Origin of the sequence: Burkholderia sp. LFS061, from assembly GCF_047978125.1 — a bacterium.
GTDB lineage: Bacteria > Pseudomonadota > Gammaproteobacteria > Burkholderiales > Burkholderiaceae > Burkholderia > Burkholderia pyrrocinia_C.
Genome location: NZ_JBFPFS010000077.1, coordinates 1 through 17,559 on the forward strand (window position 1 = coordinate 1; position 17,559 = coordinate 17,559).

General features: G+C 56.2%; 17 protein-coding genes and 2 pseudogenes. 12 read left to right on the forward strand and 7 right to left on the reverse strand.

The features are described 5' to 3' along the window. From ACNQQL_RS34805 to ACNQQL_RS34815, 3 genes are all read left to right on the forward strand, one after another. Positions 1-789 (forward strand): ABC-three component system protein (locus tag ACNQQL_RS34805; protein WP_347069082.1); only part of this gene is annotated, 789 nt, incomplete at its 5' end. Between the two features lie 43 nt (positions 790-832). Then, positions 833-1,225 carry a three component ABC system middle component gene (locus ACNQQL_RS34810; RefSeq protein WP_347069084.1) on the forward strand — a complete coding sequence of 131 codons (393 nt, stop codon included), beginning with the start codon at positions 833-835 and terminating at the stop codon, positions 1,223-1,225. Then, positions 1,222-3,075, forward strand: coding sequence for a DUF3732 domain-containing protein (locus ACNQQL_RS34815; protein ID WP_347069086.1), 1,854 nt, complete (start codon positions 1,222-1,224; stop codon positions 3,073-3,075). The genes ACNQQL_RS34810 and ACNQQL_RS34815 overlap by 4 nt, the downstream gene beginning before the upstream one ends. A gap of 509 nt (positions 3,076-3,584) precedes the next feature. Here ACNQQL_RS34815 and ACNQQL_RS34820 read toward each other — a convergent pair. After that, the gene (locus ACNQQL_RS34820) at positions 3,585-3,920 is read right to left on the reverse strand and encodes a helix-turn-helix transcriptional regulator (RefSeq protein WP_347069088.1); all 336 of its coding nucleotides are present in this window, start codon (positions 3,918-3,920) and stop codon (positions 3,585-3,587) included. 188 nt (positions 3,921-4,108) lie between these two features. Here ACNQQL_RS34820 and ACNQQL_RS34825 point away from each other — a divergent pair, with 188 nt between their 5' ends. The 4 genes from ACNQQL_RS34825 to ACNQQL_RS34840 all read left to right on the forward strand — a co-directional run bounded on the left by ACNQQL_RS34825 (position 4,109) and on the right by ACNQQL_RS34840 (position 7,052). Beyond that, positions 4,109-4,606, forward strand: a complete 498-nt coding sequence (locus ACNQQL_RS34825; protein WP_347069090.1) for a hypothetical protein — start codon at positions 4,109-4,111, stop codon at positions 4,604-4,606. A 236-nt stretch (positions 4,607-4,842) separates the two neighbouring features. Further along, positions 4,843-5,283 carry a DUF6088 family protein gene (locus ACNQQL_RS34830; protein ID WP_347069092.1) on the forward strand — a complete coding sequence of 147 codons (441 nt, stop codon included), beginning with the start codon at positions 4,843-4,845 and terminating at the stop codon, positions 5,281-5,283. A 537-nt stretch (positions 5,284-5,820) separates the two neighbouring features. Then, positions 5,821-6,306: an HAD domain-containing protein gene (locus ACNQQL_RS34835; RefSeq protein ID WP_347069094.1), complete on the forward strand. Its 486-nt coding sequence runs from the start codon at positions 5,821-5,823 to the stop codon at positions 6,304-6,306. A 287-nt stretch (positions 6,307-6,593) separates the two neighbouring features. Then, complete coding sequence (locus ACNQQL_RS34840; RefSeq protein WP_347069096.1) at positions 6,594-7,052, forward strand: hypothetical protein; 459 nt, start codon at positions 6,594-6,596, stop codon at positions 7,050-7,052. A gap of 106 nt (positions 7,053-7,158) precedes the next feature. On the opposite strand, the gene ACNQQL_RS34845 is transcribed toward ACNQQL_RS34840, so the two are convergent. The 5 genes and pseudogenes from ACNQQL_RS34845 to ACNQQL_RS34865 all read right to left on the reverse strand — a co-directional run bounded on the left by ACNQQL_RS34845 (position 7,159) and on the right by ACNQQL_RS34865 (position 12,347). Beyond that, on the reverse strand, positions 7,159-8,013 hold the full coding sequence (locus ACNQQL_RS34845; RefSeq protein WP_347069098.1) for a hypothetical protein: 855 nt from the start codon (positions 8,011-8,013) through the stop codon (positions 7,159-7,161). 123 nt (positions 8,014-8,136) lie between these two features. Further along, positions 8,137-8,283 (reverse strand): annotated as a pseudogene (locus tag ACNQQL_RS34850) (DUF4236 domain-containing protein); the annotation flags it as partial. A gap of 674 nt (positions 8,284-8,957) precedes the next feature. Further along, positions 8,958-10,907: a hypothetical protein gene (locus ACNQQL_RS34855; RefSeq protein WP_347069100.1), complete on the reverse strand. Its 1,950-nt coding sequence runs from the start codon at positions 10,905-10,907 to the stop codon at positions 8,958-8,960. Further along, positions 10,891-11,676 carry a PP2C family serine/threonine-protein phosphatase gene (locus ACNQQL_RS34860; protein WP_347069102.1) on the reverse strand — a complete coding sequence of 262 codons (786 nt, stop codon included), beginning with the start codon at positions 11,674-11,676 and terminating at the stop codon, positions 10,891-10,893. Before ACNQQL_RS34860 ends, ACNQQL_RS34855 begins: the two co-directional genes overlap by 17 nt. Beyond that, positions 11,673-12,347 (reverse strand): vWA domain-containing protein, encoded by a 675-nt coding sequence (locus tag ACNQQL_RS34865; protein WP_347069104.1) that lies wholly within the window; start codon positions 12,345-12,347, stop codon positions 11,673-11,675. Before ACNQQL_RS34865 ends, ACNQQL_RS34860 begins: the two co-directional genes overlap by 4 nt. 81 nt (positions 12,348-12,428) lie before the next feature. On the opposite strand from ACNQQL_RS34865, the gene ACNQQL_RS34870 reads away from it, so the two are divergent. From ACNQQL_RS34870 to rmuC, 4 genes are all read left to right on the forward strand, one after another. Continuing rightward, positions 12,429-13,352, forward strand: a complete 924-nt coding sequence (locus ACNQQL_RS34870) for a hypothetical protein (protein WP_347069106.1) — start codon at positions 12,429-12,431, stop codon at positions 13,350-13,352. Between the two features lie 307 nt (positions 13,353-13,659). Next, a complete protein-coding gene (yidD, locus tag ACNQQL_RS34875) occupies positions 13,660-13,884 on the forward strand; it encodes a membrane protein insertion efficiency factor YidD (RefSeq protein ID WP_176016427.1) in 225 nt (74 codons plus the stop codon). Positions 13,885-13,990: 106 nt separating this feature from the next. Further along, positions 13,991-14,725 carry a hypothetical protein gene (locus ACNQQL_RS34880; protein WP_347069108.1) on the forward strand — a complete coding sequence of 245 codons (735 nt, stop codon included), beginning with the start codon at positions 13,991-13,993 and terminating at the stop codon, positions 14,723-14,725. A 95-nt stretch (positions 14,726-14,820) separates the two neighbouring features. Next, positions 14,821-16,743 (forward strand): DNA recombination protein RmuC, encoded by a 1,923-nt coding sequence (rmuC, locus tag ACNQQL_RS34885; protein WP_347069110.1) that lies wholly within the window; start codon positions 14,821-14,823, stop codon positions 16,741-16,743. A 184-nt stretch (positions 16,744-16,927) separates the two neighbouring features. On the opposite strand, the pseudogene ACNQQL_RS34890 reads toward rmuC, so the two are convergent. Continuing rightward, positions 16,928-17,227 (reverse strand): annotated as a pseudogene (locus ACNQQL_RS34890) (IS3 family transposase); the annotation flags it as partial. A gap of 99 nt (positions 17,228-17,326) precedes the next feature. Between ACNQQL_RS34890 and ACNQQL_RS34895 the strand changes: the two are divergent. Then, the gene (locus ACNQQL_RS34895; RefSeq protein ID WP_347069112.1) at positions 17,327-17,458 is read left to right on the forward strand and encodes a hypothetical protein; all 132 of its coding nucleotides are present in this window, start codon (positions 17,327-17,329) and stop codon (positions 17,456-17,458) included. The last annotated feature ends 101 nt before the right edge of the window (positions 17,459-17,559 follow it).

A 17,559-nucleotide genomic window follows, 5' to 3' on the forward strand; every position in this document is an offset into this window, starting at 1 on the left:
TCGTCCATTCCACGCATCGGCTCATCTGCTCAAGATCATGAACACGATATCTCTAACGCACCGCCCTTCGAGCCCGTTTACACCGTTCCCAATTTCAACAGCCTGCTAGAGGCGTTCTTTCGCCACATCAAGGTCGAGCTGGGGCTTGATGACATTGTCGGTCGAGTGAAGCGTTCGCTGCTTGAGAAGATTATCGACCCAGATAAGGTCGACACGGTTTTTAGTCGATTGGATTCGAGTATCCGGACCGATAATTTCATTGCCGTCAAGCGCGGAGAGGCAATACTCATCAGCTTCGATGACTTCATGAAGCGCTATCGCCGTATCTTCGACGATGGACGTACGAAGAAGTTGGTCTATCCGAAATTTACTCCGGAGCTGCCAAGCGATATCTTTGCTCAGAGATTTATCAGACGTCTATTGGAGATTGGTGATATTTCCGAATCTGACGAAGAACTCGCCATCGATTACACCACGTACAAACTGCGTATCTCTCGTTACCTCCAGCAGTGGGTCCAGGAGGGAGACCTCGTAAGCGAGGAGATTGAAGCTTTCCACGAGGAGGTATTCGTGCGCTGGCGAAACGAGTTTCGAGTGGCGTTTCGAGGCTGTAGTACGCCACATCAGATTATTGACGCTGCGATGACCTTGCTGATTACGCTGCGGCGGGACCAGTTCAAGCTCGGCGATACCGAGTTATCGACGACGCTTAGCAACGGCGAACTCTATTACCTGTCAGACGCCGGTCAGATAGGCTGGCATAAAGACTGGAGTGCCAATGAGCAGTAGGTGGTTGGGATATAACAATGTTGGGATATGCGCAATCGCGTTGATGAGCGTCCTTGAACACTCAAAAAGTGTGACGCTCCCGAAAGCGCTCCTCGTGATGCCTCTGGTAATGCACGATGCGACTGTGCGTCATCTTGGCGACTCACGAGTCGCACGGCGAGAGGCCGCGGCGCTGGTTGCGCAGCGGCCCGATTTGTTTGCCAATTTCGCGACGCGGTATGACAGCAGTCTCGCCATGACAGTTAACGCGATACAGCTTCTCGTCGAAGTGGGCTTTGTTCGCTTCGATGGCGGTTTGACGTTGCTGAAGTCGCTAGAGGTAGACTCCGCGTTTGGCAAACGAGCGCAAAAAATCGCCAAAGCGGCGGGTCATATCGCTTCGCTCCTCACTGGTCCGGTCGAGGAGCTGTATTTAAACTTCAGGGTGCAGCTTTGAATTTCGGCTTTGATTCCATCACGCTGTGGTCACGCACAGGCGAGCGTCGCAGTCTCAATTTCAAGCGCAACCGCCTGAACGTGATTACAGGCGAAAGTCACACCGGCAAAAGCGCGTTGCTCGACATCATCGATTATTGCTTTCTGGCGAGTTCCCACAAGCTCCCGGACAGTATCATCAACGAGAACGTCGGCTGGTATGGACTGACGTTCTACGTGAACGACAAGACGTACACGCTTGCACGTAGGAGCCCAAGGGACAACGAGGTCTCGAACGACTATTATTTTTCGAGCACCGGGGTGGTACCGGACATGCCCGAGTCGAATACGAAAGAAGACGACATCCGAACGATACTCGAAGCAGAGTTTCATATCACCGATAAGGTCACGGTCGCTTATGGCGGGCGCGCGCTGAAGACTGGTTCGAAGGTGTCGTTCCGATACTTTTTCCTGTTCAACACAATTTCCGAAGACATCATCACCAACAGCAAGGTGTTCTTCGATAAACAGTCCGAGGAGCGATACCAGGAGGCTTTGCCGCGCATCTTTGACATGGCTCTCGGCATTGACGACCTCTCTAACATCGCCGCGCGCGAGAAAAGGGAAGCTCTGAGGAAGGAGATTGCAAGGCTCCAGCGCAAAGAGGCCCACCTTGGCCAAGGGAGGGAGACGTTTGATGAAGAGGTGCGCGATATTGCCGTCAAGGCGGCCGAATACGGCCTCATAGACAGCGACCCTGCTGGCCTGTCCATGGACAACGTCCGGCGTGCTATCAGCGACGCGGCGTCGCCGGAGACCGGGCAAGCCCTGAACAGGTACGTCGAGACCAGCGCCAAGCTGTTCGTAGTGGAGCGCCGCCTTCGAAAACTCAGGCAGTTCTCGTCTGAATATCGGTCCTACAAAGATACCTTCAAGAACGCTGAAGACAGTCTGCGACCAATCGAGCAGTTGATGAAGCAGGCACCGAGCCTGGTCAAGTCCGAGATTTTTGATGACCTCATCAGCAGCCTCAAATCAGACCTGTCGGCAGTCAAGAAATCTATCACTGGCAAGCAGCCGGTGGATGGCCAGATTGGCGCAATGGTCAAATCGCTCGAGGGTGAACGCGATGCGCTGCAACGGGACCTCTCCGGACTTCCGCAAGAACCCAAGTCGTTCGCTTCTCAACGCGAGAAATGGATGTTCGTGGGCGAGGCGATGGGACGATTCAGAGCGTATGAGGGAGCGCGAGCTCCGGCTGTTCTGCAGCAGACTACGACCTCCGACGAAGACGACCTGCAGAGGCAGATGGACGCCATCGAGGTGCGCGATGTGGAAGAAACTCGCGAGGCCGTCGTCTCTATGATTAACGAAATCGCGCTGGACCTTCTCAAAGAAACTGGAGACGCGCTCGCGAACTACGCGTCCTATCAGACCGACTTTGCCTACAAGGAAAAGCGCTTACGGCTACGGAAGCCTCGCTCGAAGCTGATTGAAAACGTGGGCAGCAGCTCGAACCACATGTTCCTGCATCTGCTGCATTTCCTCGCGTTGCATGAGGTTGCCATCAGTCACCGGTCGATGTTTATCCCGAGCTTCCTCATCATTGACCAGCCCAGTCGGCCCTACTATCCGGACAACAAGGCGGACGACAATGTGATGCTTAAGAACAGCGATACAGAGAAAGTATCGATTGCGTTCAGTCTGCTCAACAATTTCATTGCGCGGATGAATAGGGACTACAAGACCGAGTTCCAGATGATTGTGTTCGAGCACGTGCCGAGCGAAACGTTCAAGGACATGGCCTACGTGCATATCCTTCCTGAGTTCCGTAATGGAGAAGCGCTCATTCCAGAGGGGTGGCAGTCATAGCGAGAGAGGCGAAGGCTCCTACGGAGATACTCCACCATCCTTGTGGCCGTACTTGGCGGTCTGAAACAGGTGTTCATCGAACTAGCCAGGCGGGCAATCTCTCCCCTGGCTGCACCGGGCGCAGTTCTAGCGCTCGGACATAGGGTGCGTCGCGACAATCACCTACGCAAAATCTACGGACCGGAACCTCTTGGGTCTCAGGGGTACACCGGTGACTAAAACGATTGCGCTACAAGGCGCATGAAAGCCTTTGACCCGCAGATTTTCACGTACCTGGACGCTTACGAACTTGCCGCACTTCTCGGTGTGTCGGTCCGCACAATCACCTTGTGGGCAAGACATCGTCCGTGGCGGCTTCCGCCACGCGCTCAGTTGTACGAGCGCGAACTGCTGCGCTGACGACAGGACGTTGCGTACGCGTGGTTACGTGAGAGAGACGAATGATGTGCTGCGACGGTTGCCTGTCGGCAAGTCAGGATGCGGCACCCGTCAGACGCGCATTGTTGGTGCTATTTTGCTTTCCGCCGCGGTAGTGGCTCAACCGTCGGGGATGAGGTTTTCGGACGACGGCCCAGTTTTAGGTCGGCGACCTTTTCGGGCGACTTGTTTAGAAGGTCTGCCGCCTCAACCCCGAGCGTCGTGGCTATCAACACGAGATTGTCCAACGTGATGTTGGCCGATTCACGCTCTACATTCCCTATGTAAGTGCGATGCAAGCCGGCTAGGTCAGCGAAACCTTCCTGGGACAAACCCTTCCTCTTCCGAAGCGATTTTAGATTTGCTGACACTAGGTGGCGCGCATGCTTCTGGGCATCAATGATGTCATCAGTCATGCCCGGAAGCATCGCCCAATGATGATTGTTTATCTACAGACTAAAAATAGGCATATTTAAAATAGACAGAGTATACAGGACATATTTTTTCGCCTAAACTGCGCTCTACTGTCGCTGGCGACGGTCAGCGGTCGCAGCGTCGTCGTTCTCGCTCAGCAGTCTCCAGCCTAAACATGGCCTTCTTCGGACGAGGAAACGACTTGAAGCTCGGTCTCTCACATCTCGCGTATGTCCCCGCCACCACGCGCGCGACGATGTCTCGTTTGGGGGCAGTGATTGCGCTCGAGGTCGACGGACAGATTTATGCGGTTCCGTCCCGCGAGATGCCGGGGGAGGTCGAGTGGCGAGCCGACTACATGAAGTGGATGGTCAGGCGGTTCGTCCACTACCTTGCCCGAAGGCCGAAGGATGAATGGGTAACGACGTTGCTCGAAGTCGAAGCGGAGGCAGTTCAGAAACAGCTGCTGCTGAACGTTGAAACGGAGGCATTCTCGGAGGGGGTGTTGCTGTCGCTACAGGACCTTTCTTCGTCGGAGCTCCAGTTGCTTGCAAACAATGCGGCGCTTCATGACGTGGAGCTTAAATCGGCTGGTGAAGCGCTCGACAATCGACTTGCAGGCATGGTGATTTCACACGGCACTCGGGTCGAGCCAGGGATTGACGGCAAAAAGGAATTCAGGATGAAAGTCGCGCCATGACGGTGAGGCGCATTGCTGATTTGTAAGGACGCGCGGTGGTCGTCCTCACACCATGACTCGAGTATGCAGCGCTCCATCTAACAACTCAGCTTGTAGCTGCGCCGGCTCGTGCGCACAGACCCGCTGCGTGGGATAAGTCAGCCTTCAGCGCTCGCGGACCTTGAGACACAACTGGCCAAGATGTGCGAAGACAACTGAGGAAGCACACCATGTGTGCAATACGAAGGCCTGATGATATGGGCTCCCCAACGACTCGCGCCTTCCGGGTTAAGGACCGAGTTGCACGCTCCATTCGAAAGAGAAAGGGAGTCGTCATTCTCCGGTCAGAACTCGCGAAACTGGGAAGTCCGTCGCAGCTTACCCGTGTGCTGCATGCCTTGGTCGACGCTGGACAACTGGCGCGTGTGGGGCATGGCATATATGCCAAAACCCGCATAAACCGATTTACCGGCCGTCCGGCTCCGGCCGCCCCATTTGAATCGATAGCAGCGGAGGCTTTCAGGAAGCTCGGCATTGATGTGGGTCCGGGAACCCTCGCCAGAGATTACAACTCTGGCCGTTCTACACAGATACCGATGGTGGCAGTCGTGACCACTGGCCGACGACGTATCACCCGGCGCATTCAAGTTGGTAGCAGGAGAGTCATTTACGAGCGCGTTAGCAAGGGCACGTCATGAGGCGAATCGAGAACCGGGAGGACTAGTGATGTGTGATGCCCTGGGCTTGTCGCAACATAGCTCTCCCGTGCAGACGGACGTCGCGGTGTATCTGGGAGACTGCAGTGGCGAGACCTTGAAGGTGGTGTGCGACGGTGCGTCCATCGAATCGGGCGGTTCGACGGCGCAGCGCGCTCTACGGGCGCTAGCCTATCCTACGCCACGTGGCCCATATGCGGTGTCGACGCGCTTCACGATTTTTGTTCATGAGACTTCCCTCGGCCCTACAAGTGCTGACACCCGGCTCGTGGCCACCTTTCGAATTGACGTTCTATGCCAAGGGAGTCTCGTTTACGCCAGCGCAAGAACGGCTCAATCGGTTACGGAGCTGCCACCCGCACCGTATGTGATTGGCGACGACGTGATTACCACCGCGCGTCGCGTGCTGGAGGCTTGGCAAGTGGCTCTCCAGAGAGGCGGCGATAAACAATGCTAAAAGAATTCGCTGGGCAGACGTACGAGATACCGCCCCCACGACACACGGGCGGCCGCGTGCTAATGCTTGATTTCGACGGCGTTCTACATCCCGAGTCTGTGTATTTGCTACACAAACGTGGTCCGACGCTCATAGACGCACCTGGTCATTCTCTTTTCGAACATTGCGGCCTGCTCGAAGAAATACTTTTGCCGTATGTTGAGCTACGCATAGTGCTGTCGACAAGTTGGGTGCGGCGTTATCGAGGGAGCATCCAGCGCGTGGCGCGCAGACTGACTCCTGGACTGCGAGCGAGGGTTGTAGGGGCGACCTATCACAGCGCTATGGACGCCTCAGAGTTCGCCGCTGCGCCACGAGGTATGCAAGTGTGGGCTGACGTTCTGCGTCGCAAACCCGCCGCGTGGCTCGCACTCGACGACGACTGGCTGCATTGGCCTACGTGGTGCCGCGACTGCCTCGTGCGCACGGACCCCATACTTGGCATAAGCGAGCCTTCAGTGCTCGCGGAGCTGCAAACAAAACTGGCAAGCATGTATGAAGACGACTGAGGAAGCACACCATGCGCGATACGAAGGCCTACCACGCGATGCGCGCACCGAGTCGTTGATGCAATCGTCACGAGGCGGCGCTGCATTCGATGCCATCAATGGTTGTTGCCAGCCCGCGGGTACGCGCGATGAGCCGCGAGATTCCTTGCGCTTAGCTGTGGTGGATGCGGTGGGTGTCATCAGGCTGGCGGCGTGCCTCGCGGTATTTCGCGCTACTTGAGGAACTGCCAACGTTTCCGAAGACGCGATTGACTCGTTAAGTATGCTAACAAATCCATGGGTGCAAGATGATGCTGCGCGTGATAGTTGAGTTGTGGCCAGGCGGACGCGAGTCCAGCAAACGCGTGATTGCGACGGCGGACATTGGTCGTATCCGCAACGGTAAGCACGCCGACTATGAGGTAGAGCTGCATGAAGCACTGTTGGGTGACATCGGTGACACTGCTGTTGTGCGCAAATACCCGAGATGGTCTGCAAGTGTCTGGGACTTGGTCGCACGCAGTATTGCTGCGGCGCTAAATCGTGGCAAAGAGGAGCTGCCGCCGCGTCCAGTGCTGCCAGAGGTTCCTGTTCACATAAGCGACAACCGACGGTACGTAAGACTGCGCGAAATCCCGGAGCCTGCTCGCACCTTCTTTCGGCGAAATATTGCCAACAGCGGACGACCTTTGATTGAAGAAGACCCCGACCCGATGGACTGCGCATGGGCGCATGATTGGTCGGATTTTCTTGATGGGCAACGTTAGCGATGCTGACAGGATTGCCGGGCCCGGCGCTTTACGTGCCGCCGCCTAGGCGGACGGATGGATTTGCTCCAACCTGATGGCAACTATCCCTCGGTAAAGGGCTCTGTTACGGAGTACCTGCAGGTCGTAGCGTCAAAAGATTTCTAGCCGACTGGCAAAAGGCCGCGGCGACACCGGACTTTGAAAACTGAAGGAGTTCATTCAAGCCAGATGCCGATGTGAGCGAGAGTTCATCGTAGCGAACAACAGGCAACTCCCGGTTGTCCTTGAATCTTCGGTCAGGGCCGCCCGACTTGTTGACGTATCTCCAGGTACGCCCGACTACGACCGCGTCTCCGGGCACACTTTCCTCCTCGATGAATTGCGTTGAGCCATTACGCAGATTCAGGTCATCGTAACGGACGGCCGCGACCTTGTGTCCAGTAACGACGAAAAGACGGTCAGGGCAGAAGTAAAGAATATTCGTCCCGGCGACGATGTACGGAACATCGAGATTGCATTTGACTTTGGAAAATGGTCCGATGCCGAGCTGCAGAGATTTGCGCTGGACGACGCTGGAAGCACCAGCGTGGTATTTGCTGTCTAAAACTCTGCCGGTGGCATCGATTCTCCATTTACCGGCTGAGGCAGCAAGTTGTGTCAGCCCACTAATCACTGACGAGAATGCCTGCTCCGATGTCGCATCGAGGTCATAGAAAAGTACCGTTGACCGGCGGGCCACGTCCCAGTAGTAAGCCCATAGCGACGCCACACATACGGCCGTGGCAAGAGCACCGCTCGCGAACGCAACGAACAGGCCGCCGTCCGACGAGAGTATGGCGAACGCGGCGCTTGCAAGTGCGAGCGCCGCGCACCATGGCCAAAGCGGCATCATTGCGGCCTTCTGGTTGATTTCATCAACCAGTGAATCTAGGGATGAGGAAGTCAGTTGGTCAGCTGTTGCTGATGCGACGCTCATCATCGGACCGACTGTGGCCGTGGCGGGCGAAGTATATATGGGGTCTGCCTCGGGCGTCCGGGAAGTTGGTTGGGAGGAAGCGGGCAGCCGTATTCCAGAAGACGGCAAAGTCGCGCGATAGGTGAACGCACCTTTTGATATCGAGACGTAATTGCCGCGAGGACCAGTGCCGACGCGAAAGCCTGGCATCCCGACCGAAACGCCAATACCGCTTCCAGACAAGTTAAAGCGGAATGGTCCTGCGGAAATCGACTTCCTGTAACTAAGTCCCATTTGCTCCCCCGATTCTCAGTGAGCGATGCACCAGTTGCCGACCATCCGATATCCGGAATCACATTCCCAGCCGTTCCACGTGTTGGCTAAGTGCGCATTGGGCGGAATGCTCACAGCAACGCACGTGTTTCCAAGCCGTCGGTATCCCGTATTGCACTCCCAGTTCATTCCCGTGCCCGTTAAGTGAGCGTTCGAAGGCGTCGACTGGATTGCCATGCAGACTGCGCCAAATCTCATAAAGCCGTCGTCACATTGCCACTGCCCGTCATCAGATACTCTGTGAGCATTTGGCGGCATTGCCATTGGAACGCAGCCTGCAGGCCCAGTGGTCATTCCAGCCGGGCAGTCGTTTCGTACCCGTTGGGCCGACGAGTTCGGGCATCCCAAGCGGTCAACGCCGGGAGGACAGGACGGCGTGTTCAGCGGCGCATTCGCCCCTGCCGCTGTCGTTGCCGCTGGAGTTGCGTTGACCGTCGCCGTCTGTGGTCCGCCAACGGCGGGAGGGCTGGCTGACGGAGGGGTTACGGGTCCAACAGGTTTGCCATGGAACGCATTTAGAAACTCACCGACCGGGTTGGGCGCCTCCTGTCCATGCCCCGCGACCGTGACGCACGTCACGAACATGATGACGCACGCCCTCACGACTGCCCCCTTCGGGTACCGGGAGGTTTTTTTCATGGGGACCTCTGCATGACAGCGAGGTCAGCCTGGGCTTGTGCCAGATTGTTATGCGCTGCCTCGAGCGTTCCCTTCGCGGTGTTCTGGCGAGCGAGAACTTCGTTCCTGGCGGAATGCAGGTGCGTGGCCCCGTCTCGGAGTTGCTGTTCAAGCTTCGCGCGCATTGACGCTATCTTTGCGTTGACGGAGTTCACGTCCTGTGGAGTCGGCGTGACGTTATTAGACGGTACAAATTTCTGTTCGATGGACCTTCGCCATGCCACCAGATTGTTCGTCAAACCAGCGCCGAATCCGGGAATTGCACCGATGGCCGAAACAGAGATGTCCGCAGCGGTTTCAATGCCGAAAGATGCAAGCGTCTGTTTGCGTTGTTCCCCTACACCTGCAATCTTGGCACCTCGGATAAGGTGCCTGTCGAGAAAGTCGTGTAGTTGTCGTGCCACTAGAGTCGCTTGCAACTGTTTCATTTCCCGCGCAAGAACTTGCGGCAGGTCATCCAGTTGCGCTTTGAGTTGCCCGAGGCTGCGGAACGCATCAGCAAGCCGACGGTCCCCGCGTGCCCGGTCATATTCAGATAAAGCCGCGTCGTATTCTCGCTGTGCAACGGCTAACGCGCTTTTGCGAGTGTTTAGTTCAACCGGCGAGCGAGGTTTAATGCCGTGAATGGCGAATCCACCCGCAGTCAGCCAAAGCCACCAGAGTTTCGGGGCTACGATTGAAAGCATGAAGGCAACGAAGCAGATGCCTGCATACGCCAAGCGGTTCCCGGTCACAGAGGAACCAGCGGATGCTGGAGCGGGACGGCCGGCCAGCGTTAGGGCAGGAGCGGCGAACACAGGCATCGCAGGCAACGAACTGAGTCCCTGAATCTGGGACCAGAGCGCAGCCACGCTGGCACTTGCAGCCTGAAAATTGATTGTTGGCCCGGTTGCTGAAGCGGGGGTGAAATATGGAGTTCCCTGCTTGTCTCGCTCGCACCAGATACAGGTGCGAAGTTGCCCTGGATACTTGTGCCGCGGCTCGACGCTGCATGACCGTAACGAATGCAAAAGGCTATCAAGCGCTGCCACCCACTCTTTCGCCTTGGGGCGCCCGTGCTTGACTCCAGTCTCAGTAAAAGCACGCCAGAAAAGGTCTCCAAAGCCGGAAGGAAGATAGTCCAGCCCCAAGGCCTTTGGTGGCATGTCGTTCAATCGCGCGAGACGGTCGGCCCCATACGCGAAGCGGAATTCCTTGATAGACCGTTCCAGCGGTAGGTCGCCCGGCACCTTCGGTATTCCAGAGAACGGGTGCCTGGCCATGAACAGCAACTGAAATATCAGGACCGCGAGCCCGAAGTTGTCGTGATTGGCTGTCCGTGTAACGCCATGGAAGGAGCCGAGACCTTGCAACTCTGGCGGCGTGTAGTGTGGGACGCCCACTGTGCACGGGAAACTCATGGTCGGCGTATTAACGTGGAACGAGTCGCAATCAAGAAGCTTGACCGTTCCCTGACGACTGACAATGATGTTGTTTTCATTGACGTCACCAATAGCGTGCCCATGCGCGTGGATTGCGTCGAACGCCGCGGCTATGTTCCGAGCCGTTCCTACGAGAAACGAGAAATCTGCCTTTGGGAAGGTCTGGCGGCGACTTCCCACGCCGTATAGTTCATGGACGGCATGGTAGCCCGAGAACTTGGGCATCGTGAAGCCGGCGACTGGCCCTGGTCGCTTGGTAAGCAAGACGTTGATTGGCCAGGCGGCAATCTGCTTGAGATACGTATCGCCGACCTGCGCCATAGCTCGCAGTTTGGCCTGTCGGTCGGGCGGCAGAGCGTGCGAGTATATTTTCGCCGCAACGTTTTCACCGTTGTGCATCGTATCAAATACAGCGCCCTCACCACCTTCACCGAGCTTTTTTCCAAGCTGCAGTTGGTTGCCGAGTTCATCAAACGCTACTGACACTGCCAGCCCCCAGCGGACGCGTCGCAAGAATCAGCGTCTTGTCGTCATCAGTTCGTTCGTTGATTGCGTCGCTGCTCAGGAAGTGCTCAAGCGCTGCGCACAGTGAATCTGTTTGCTCGTCCGACGAAGCCCGTAAGGCCTTGAACATCGGCTCGAAGAACGGTTCGTGGGCGGTTTCAGTCGCAAATACTAACGCAAGTCGCTGAATTCCATCGCTAAAAAGCGATAGTTCGTCTGACGCGTTGCGCAGGTCAGACCGGAGATGCTCAGACGCGTTTGCGTCCGTGACGAAATAGGTCATATTGGCGTACTCGCCGGACTCAGGCCAGAATACTGGCGTAAGCGCTCCGCTTTCCCGTGACACTATTGCACCGTCACCAACCTGGAAATAGAGCGCGCGCGTCGTTCCAACGACTGCTCCAAGCAGCGTGCAGGCGAGGGCGCGCGGCGTCACGCCTCGGGCTTGTGCAGCCTCGTCTATCCGGGTCCTGACGACGTCGAGTACCTCGATTGCCACGCTCGACTCCAGTCCAGCTTCACCATACGTCTCAACGATTTCGAGAAGTCTTTTGCCGCCGGCCTCGCACGCGATTTCGGAGCCAACCTCACCAAACTGCGCACTCCCCGCCCCGTCAGAGACGAGAGCAACCAAGACCTCCGTTCCAGCCGCATCGAATGCGACATGATAGAAGCAGCTGTCCTGACAGGGTGCCGAGTTGTGAACGTGGGAACTGCCGACTACGGACGCCCCAATGACCTTCCAGCTCACACCGATGCCCAGCCGGTCGGAGCCGTCAGCGGTACTTCAGTGCCTGGCGTGGACCGCGAGACCGCAGCCATCGACGCAGAGAGCCACTGGAACAGTTCCCGGAACTTGAGACCCTGCAACGACAGTGGTTGTCTAGTCGATATCTGCGCCAATGTGTCCATATTGGCGCCCTGCACCCCGACCGCGAAGAAAGCGAACTTCTTTGACGCTTCTCCTTCGCGTACGCGAGCGGCGGCTTGCTGCCATGCATCCGTGGGACCGCCGTCGGTAATGAGAAACACCCAGGGCCGGTAGTAGGAGATACCATTCGCTTTGTATTCGGCCTTGCGGGCCTCAAGCGTGTCGAGCGCCAGGTTGATGGCAGAACCCATCGGCGTATCACCTTGCGCGGTCAACGTAGGCGGGAAAAAATTTTGAGCGGTATGAAACGGCATCTCAAGTGTCGCCGGGCCGAATGAAACAATCGCCGTGTCCACCCGCTTCATTGCAAGTGAGTCTGCGGCAAGCTCGTCCTTGAAGGTGCCGAGACCGGCGTTGAGTTGCTCAATGGGTTGGCCGCCCATCGACCCGGAACGGTCAAGAACCAGGATGCAGGGGCATCGCTGTTCGGGGTTTTCGGCAAAGTTATCCGTGCCGAACGCTACTTGCGTAGCGAAATTTTCTTCACTCATGGTCTTCTCGCTAAGCGGCGCTGGCTAAGCACAGAGCCGCGCGTTAGTATTTAATCTTGAGTTGATAATAATCCAAGAATCATGTCCGCAAGTAAAGCACCAGCATATTTCGGTTTGGCGGTGGCTGTTGCTGCTGGCGTGCTCATATCCGGGGCCAACAGGAATGCGCCGTCCACGGCAGCTCCTTCTCTCGATACTGCAAGCGCACCAGCCGCATCAGCGGCGCAAGATATCGAGACCAAGCAAAAGACGCCGGTGGCATGGAAGTTGCAAATGTTAAACCTTGGGCCGCTCCGCTTCAAAGCGACGCTTCCGTCGTCGGGTGAAAATGCACAATGCATGATGCCCGGGTCAACGGACGACGAAGTTGGTATCTGTCAGGGAGTTACTGCAGTCGACGAGGCACCGTCGTGGCAACTTCGCATCGTTACGCAGCGAGGCCGTTTCGTCCCTGTTTCATGGTTCGACAATGCCCTTCAATCTCTGCGCGCGTTGCAGCCTGATGCCGTAACCCGTCAGCTAGGGGGAGAGGCTAACGTGGTTACCAAGGCAGGGTTTACTAATGCTGGCCTTCTGACGCCAATTCAGTTTCCGGGCGGTCTCGCGATTCGGGGTTCAGCCTCAGGTTTGTCATCATCGGCGTCGAACGTAGTGCAATCGTGCGTGTATGCGTTCTTCCTCACGGCTAACCGTCCGACCACTTTACTTTATTGCGCTAGCACCGACGACGAGTCGCTCTCGGGCGCGCAGAAAATCGCGCTGTCACTGTCGAAGCTCAACCCTTCCAGCGAATACAAGCGGAACACTGCGCAAGCCGCGGAACATGCGACATATCTAAAGCGTTTGAAAGCGGCAGGAGGGCCTGCAGCCGCACCCGACCTAGCGGCATCAGAACAGGCGTTTGAGCAGACCGTCGCCGATGCATGCGGCAAGTACCCGTTGATTTCCCAAGAACGCTTCCAATGCTTTGAGGGTTACGCTGCGAACCGTTTGTCGTCACTTTGACGACTGCTCAAGACGTAAAAATAATTTGGCAGACGGCTAAAGTTTTTAGTCTCAGTGTCGTCAAGCTGGATTTCAACACGACTGAAGTCTATGGCATTCGAATACAAGATGGTGCAGGTACCACCTAACATCGCAGTACGTGCGCGCGAGCATCGAGGTAACGAGGCCGCAGTCTACCTGGAAGGTGTCGTCAACCAGCATGCTCGTGATGGGTGGGAGTTCTATCGCGTAGACAGCATCGGTGTGAATGTGCAGCCGGGTTGCTTCGACGCTCTGTTCGGCCGTAAAGCTCAGTCAGCGACCTACTATGTTGTCACGTTCCGACGCCCTGATTAGCGCGAGTGAGCAGCTTATCGGAGTCTATAGACGCTATGCACCTGTACGACTTCGCGAAGCATGCGTCTACGAGCCGTCCTGCTCCGAATACGCGTTGCGGGCAGTTCGAAAGCACGGAGCCGTGAGAGGCTGGTTCATGGCACTCAGACGCATTACCCGTTGCAGGTGGCCCAACGGTGGTATCGACGAGCCATGAAGGCACCGGGCGACGCATGCACTTCTCAAGTCGGAATAGTTCAAAAGTAGAACAGTTCACTTACTATTTATGGCACGCGAGGCTAATTGCCTGCGTGAGCTAAAAAATGGCGAATTTCGGGGTCGGTTTGGTCTTGCTGGGGATACTGACCGCACTGGTCGGAATCGGCGGCTTCTTCGATACACGCAAGGTCGACCGCCGGTTCAAGACTGGATATAAAAACAACGAACCTGATAACCGCGATTTCGGCCGTTCGGCGAAGCGCGTTTTGTATGGCGTTGGGATTTGTATTGTCGGTGCGGCGGTTACGAGTCTGTCGTCGCCCTCCGGACAGGGCGCACCTACTTCAAGCGCCGTTAATGTCATCGCTTCCGCGCCGACGGTTGTAAGCGAAACAGCTCCTGCATCCAGCAATGTGGTACAGCTGGACCCAACGCCAGCGGAACAAAAAACCGATAGTAGTGTGGCGCTGGGGTCAAACGAGCGTATTGTCACTCCGGAGACGGTGGCGGACTCCGACATTCCGAAATCGAATATTTCTGCCGAAAGCGAAGGCATATCGTCGCAGGTCAGCACCGGTAGCGTGAGTTGCATCGAAGATGGTACCTTCTTCGGCAGTAACGTTTGCAAGAGTGGAACACTTGCGGCAGCGTATGGCCGTGAAGTCAAGGAATATGAAGAGGCGCAAGGACGAATCGGGGGTAAAGACGTTGGCTTGCGGATTGAGCAGGAAAACTGGCTAGCCAAAGTGACGAGGAGCTGTTCGGATATGGCATGCCTGACGGATGCGTTCGATGCTCGAATTGCTGACCTGCATGGCCGTTACAGAAAAGGCGGCTAGAAGCGGAAGCTGGTGCTGCAGTGGCGCCGCGTAGCTTCTCTCAGAGATAGTTCGTGAGAAAAAGGTTGCACTAAGTAAGACGGAGAGGAAACACCATGGACATGGCTGTAGGCTTCTGCATTGCGGTTATTAGCCTTTTGTGTGGTGCTCTGATTGCGTGGGTGATATTTCGGGGGCGCGAAGCGCTGCGGCTGCAGAATGCAATAACAGCAGCCAAATCGGAGTCACAAATTCAACTGGTGCAGCTAGAAGAGCGACTTCGGGTCGCCGATGAAGATTCAAAGTCTGCGAATAAGGAACGTGACGAAGCTGAGCGCAGGCTGAGTAATATGCGCGCGGAACTGGAAGGGTCCCGTCAGGAGCAGGCGAGATTAACAGAAAGAGCCTCTAGAACGCCTACGTTAGAACGTGAAATACAGTCATTAAATGAAAGGTTGGCCGCCCGCACTGAGGAACTGGGTATCGCAACGGCAAGTGGAGCCCAAAAACAACAGCTTGTTGACTCGCTGAAAGACCGGAACGTCGAGCTCGATACCGAAATCGAGGACATGCGACAGAGGTTGACGCGAGTTTCAGCCGAATCCCAGACATCAAACGAACGTAAGGCTGCGCTCGAGGAGCAGGTCTCACGAATTCCGGGTCTCGAGACACAGGTCATTCAGCTGACGGAATCGTTGACGGCGAAGGTCAGCGAATTGTCGGAGTTGCGAGAGTCGAGCGGACACCAATTAGGGAAGTTGACCGCAGAGCTCAATGCGGAACGGTCGGCTTCGGCGTCGATGCGCGAAGAGTTCGACAAGACAAAGGTTGCAAAACAATCGCTTGAAAAGGACGCTGTACGTCTTTCCGACGAACTGACTGAGCTTCGGGCGCGGACCGACGCCGAACGTCAGAGTAGCGAAGAAAAGCTCGCGTTGTTGCAAGAGGCGAAAGAGGCACTCGGCAATCAATTCAAGACGTTAGCCAACGAAATCCTCGAGGAAAAATCGAAACGCTTTACCGAGCAGAACCAGACGAACATCGGGGCGTTGCTCGAGCCTCTGAAAGCAAGATTGTCGGAGTTTCAAGGTAAGGTGGAAGAGGTCTATATCCAGGAGGGTAAGGACCGCTCCGCGCTGGCAGCGCAAGTGAAACAACTTGTCGACCTGAATCAGGTGCTTAGTGAGGACGCTAAGAACCTCACGAACGCCCTGAAGGGGTCCGCCAAGACTCAGGGTAACTGGGGCGAACTGATTCTCGAGCGAGTGCTCGAATCGTCGGGCCTGCGAAAAGGGGAAGAATACCTCGTCCAAGACAGTCAGGTACGTGAGGACGGGACTCGTGCACAACCTGATGTTGTCATAAATCTGCCTGACGATAAAAAACTGGTCGTGGACTCAAAAGTGTCGCTGAATGCGTACGAACGATACGCTTCTGCGGCGACCGACGGCGAGCGGGCAGCCGCGCTACGGCAGCATGTTGAGTCAGTTCGTGGACATATTAAGTCGCTCTCGGAAAAACAGTACCAGGCGCTCTATGGTCGGTCTCTCGATTTCGTTCTGGCGTTCATACCGATTGAGCCGGCGTTCATGCTCGCGGTTGCAAACGATAACGACCTCTTCATGGACGCATGGCGTAAGAATGTCTTGGTCGTGAGCCCATCGACGCTGCTGTTTGTGGTCCGGACTGTTGCACACCTCTGGCGGCAGGAACAACAGAGTCGGAATGCGCAGGATATCGCGCGTAGAGGAGGCGAACTGTACGACAAGCTTTGTGGGTTTGTCGATGATTTACAGCAAGTGGGCAAGGAAATCAGACAGGCGCAGAAGGCATATGAACAAGCGCACAGCAAGTTCGCAACGGGCAAGGGGAATGTCATCCGCCAAGCGGAACTACTTCGTGATATGGGTGTAAAACCCTCCAAGACACTTCCGACGAGTCTTGTCGAAGCCGCCTCCGTAGATATCCCGGCGGCAATTGTTGTTCCCTCAGGATTAGCTGATACCGCATCGCCGCTCGATGCTACTACCGGCACCTAGCGTTTGCGACAGACGTTTCGAGAACGGTTCACATGAGGAGAGCCAGCCGCTTTGGCCTCAACTTAGATTAAATGACCTGCCCCCTTCAATATGGTCAATGGGCTTGTAGCAAAGTCCCTTTCAACCGGCTTCTGGAAAGCGGCAGGAGCATCCTGTGTTGGCTTGCCCGCCTGAATCAACGCCATGAGATATCATGGTCGACGACGATGTCCACAGCCTCTTTCGTGAAATCGTCGACGACGGTCAGGCACTTCACGCGCCGGCCGTTGGAAAGCACATCCATCACGAAATCGATTGACGACACCTCGTTGGGTGCGCCCGGCAATGCCGGTTGCTCGCGCTCAATCACTACGCCGTGGCGCTTGCAACGGCGGCGCACAGTCAGCCCTGCCTCACGGTACGGGCGATAGATGTGCTTGTGATTGGCGTGCGTGCCTTCGCGTTCCGCTAGGGCATGCAGTCGACGGTATGGGTCCGTTTTTCTCAGGTTATGAGGCTTATCTACACCAGAGGTATACTTCGGTCGAGCTACAACTAGATTGCTCAGATATGCAAATTTTTTGTCAAAACGGGAGAGTCAAGGATGGCGGAAAACTATAAGGCGCTGAAGGCGCAGCTCGACGCGCTCCAGGAGCGTACCGAAGCAGCACGCCTCGCCGAGCTTGAAGCAGTCGTTGCGCAGGTTCGCGGTAAGCGGCCAGCCAACCCGTCTTGACGAGCGAGTTTAGGCGGTGCTCAAGAGAGGCTGCCAGTGATGCGGCAGCAGCGCGTCGATGTCGCTGGCCTTGTGGGTCGGCAAGCGTGTGAGGACGTCCT

What these genes read in the sequence shown, in the direction of transcription:
- ACNQQL_RS34810 (WP_347069084.1), top strand. Translation starts at nt 833, where the DNA reads ATGAGCGTCCTTGAACACTCAAAAAGTGTGACGCTCCCGAAAGCGCTC.
- ACNQQL_RS34820 (WP_347069088.1), bottom strand. Translation starts at nt 3,920, where the DNA reads ATGCTTCCGGGCATGACTGATGACATCATTGATGCCCAGAAGCATGCG.
- ACNQQL_RS34830 (WP_347069092.1), top strand. Translation starts at nt 4,843, where the DNA reads ATGGGCTCCCCAACGACTCGCGCCTTCCGGGTTAAGGACCGAGTTGCA.
- ACNQQL_RS34835 (WP_347069094.1), top strand. Translation starts at nt 5,821, where the DNA reads ATGCTTGATTTCGACGGCGTTCTACATCCCGAGTCTGTGTATTTGCTA.
- ACNQQL_RS34840 (WP_347069096.1), top strand. Translation starts at nt 6,594, where the DNA reads ATGATGCTGCGCGTGATAGTTGAGTTGTGGCCAGGCGGACGCGAGTCC.
- ACNQQL_RS34845 (WP_347069098.1), bottom strand. Translation starts at nt 8,013, where the DNA reads ATGATGAGCGTCGCATCAGCAACAGCTGACCAACTGACTTCCTCATCC.
- ACNQQL_RS34865 (WP_347069104.1), bottom strand. Translation starts at nt 12,347, where the DNA reads ATGAGTGAAGAAAATTTCGCTACGCAAGTAGCGTTCGGCACGGATAAC.
- ACNQQL_RS34870 (WP_347069106.1), top strand. Translation starts at nt 12,429, where the DNA reads ATGTCCGCAAGTAAAGCACCAGCATATTTCGGTTTGGCGGTGGCTGTT.
- yidD (WP_176016427.1), top strand. Translation starts at nt 13,660, where the DNA reads ATGTTGTCACGTTCCGACGCCCTGATTAGCGCGAGTGAGCAGCTTATC.
- ACNQQL_RS34880 (WP_347069108.1), top strand. Translation starts at nt 13,991, where the DNA reads ATGGCGAATTTCGGGGTCGGTTTGGTCTTGCTGGGGATACTGACCGCA.
- rmuC (WP_347069110.1), top strand. Translation starts at nt 14,821, where the DNA reads ATGGACATGGCTGTAGGCTTCTGCATTGCGGTTATTAGCCTTTTGTGT.
- ACNQQL_RS34895 (WP_347069112.1), top strand. Translation starts at nt 17,327, where the DNA reads ATGGCGGAAAACTATAAGGCGCTGAAGGCGCAGCTCGACGCGCTCCAG.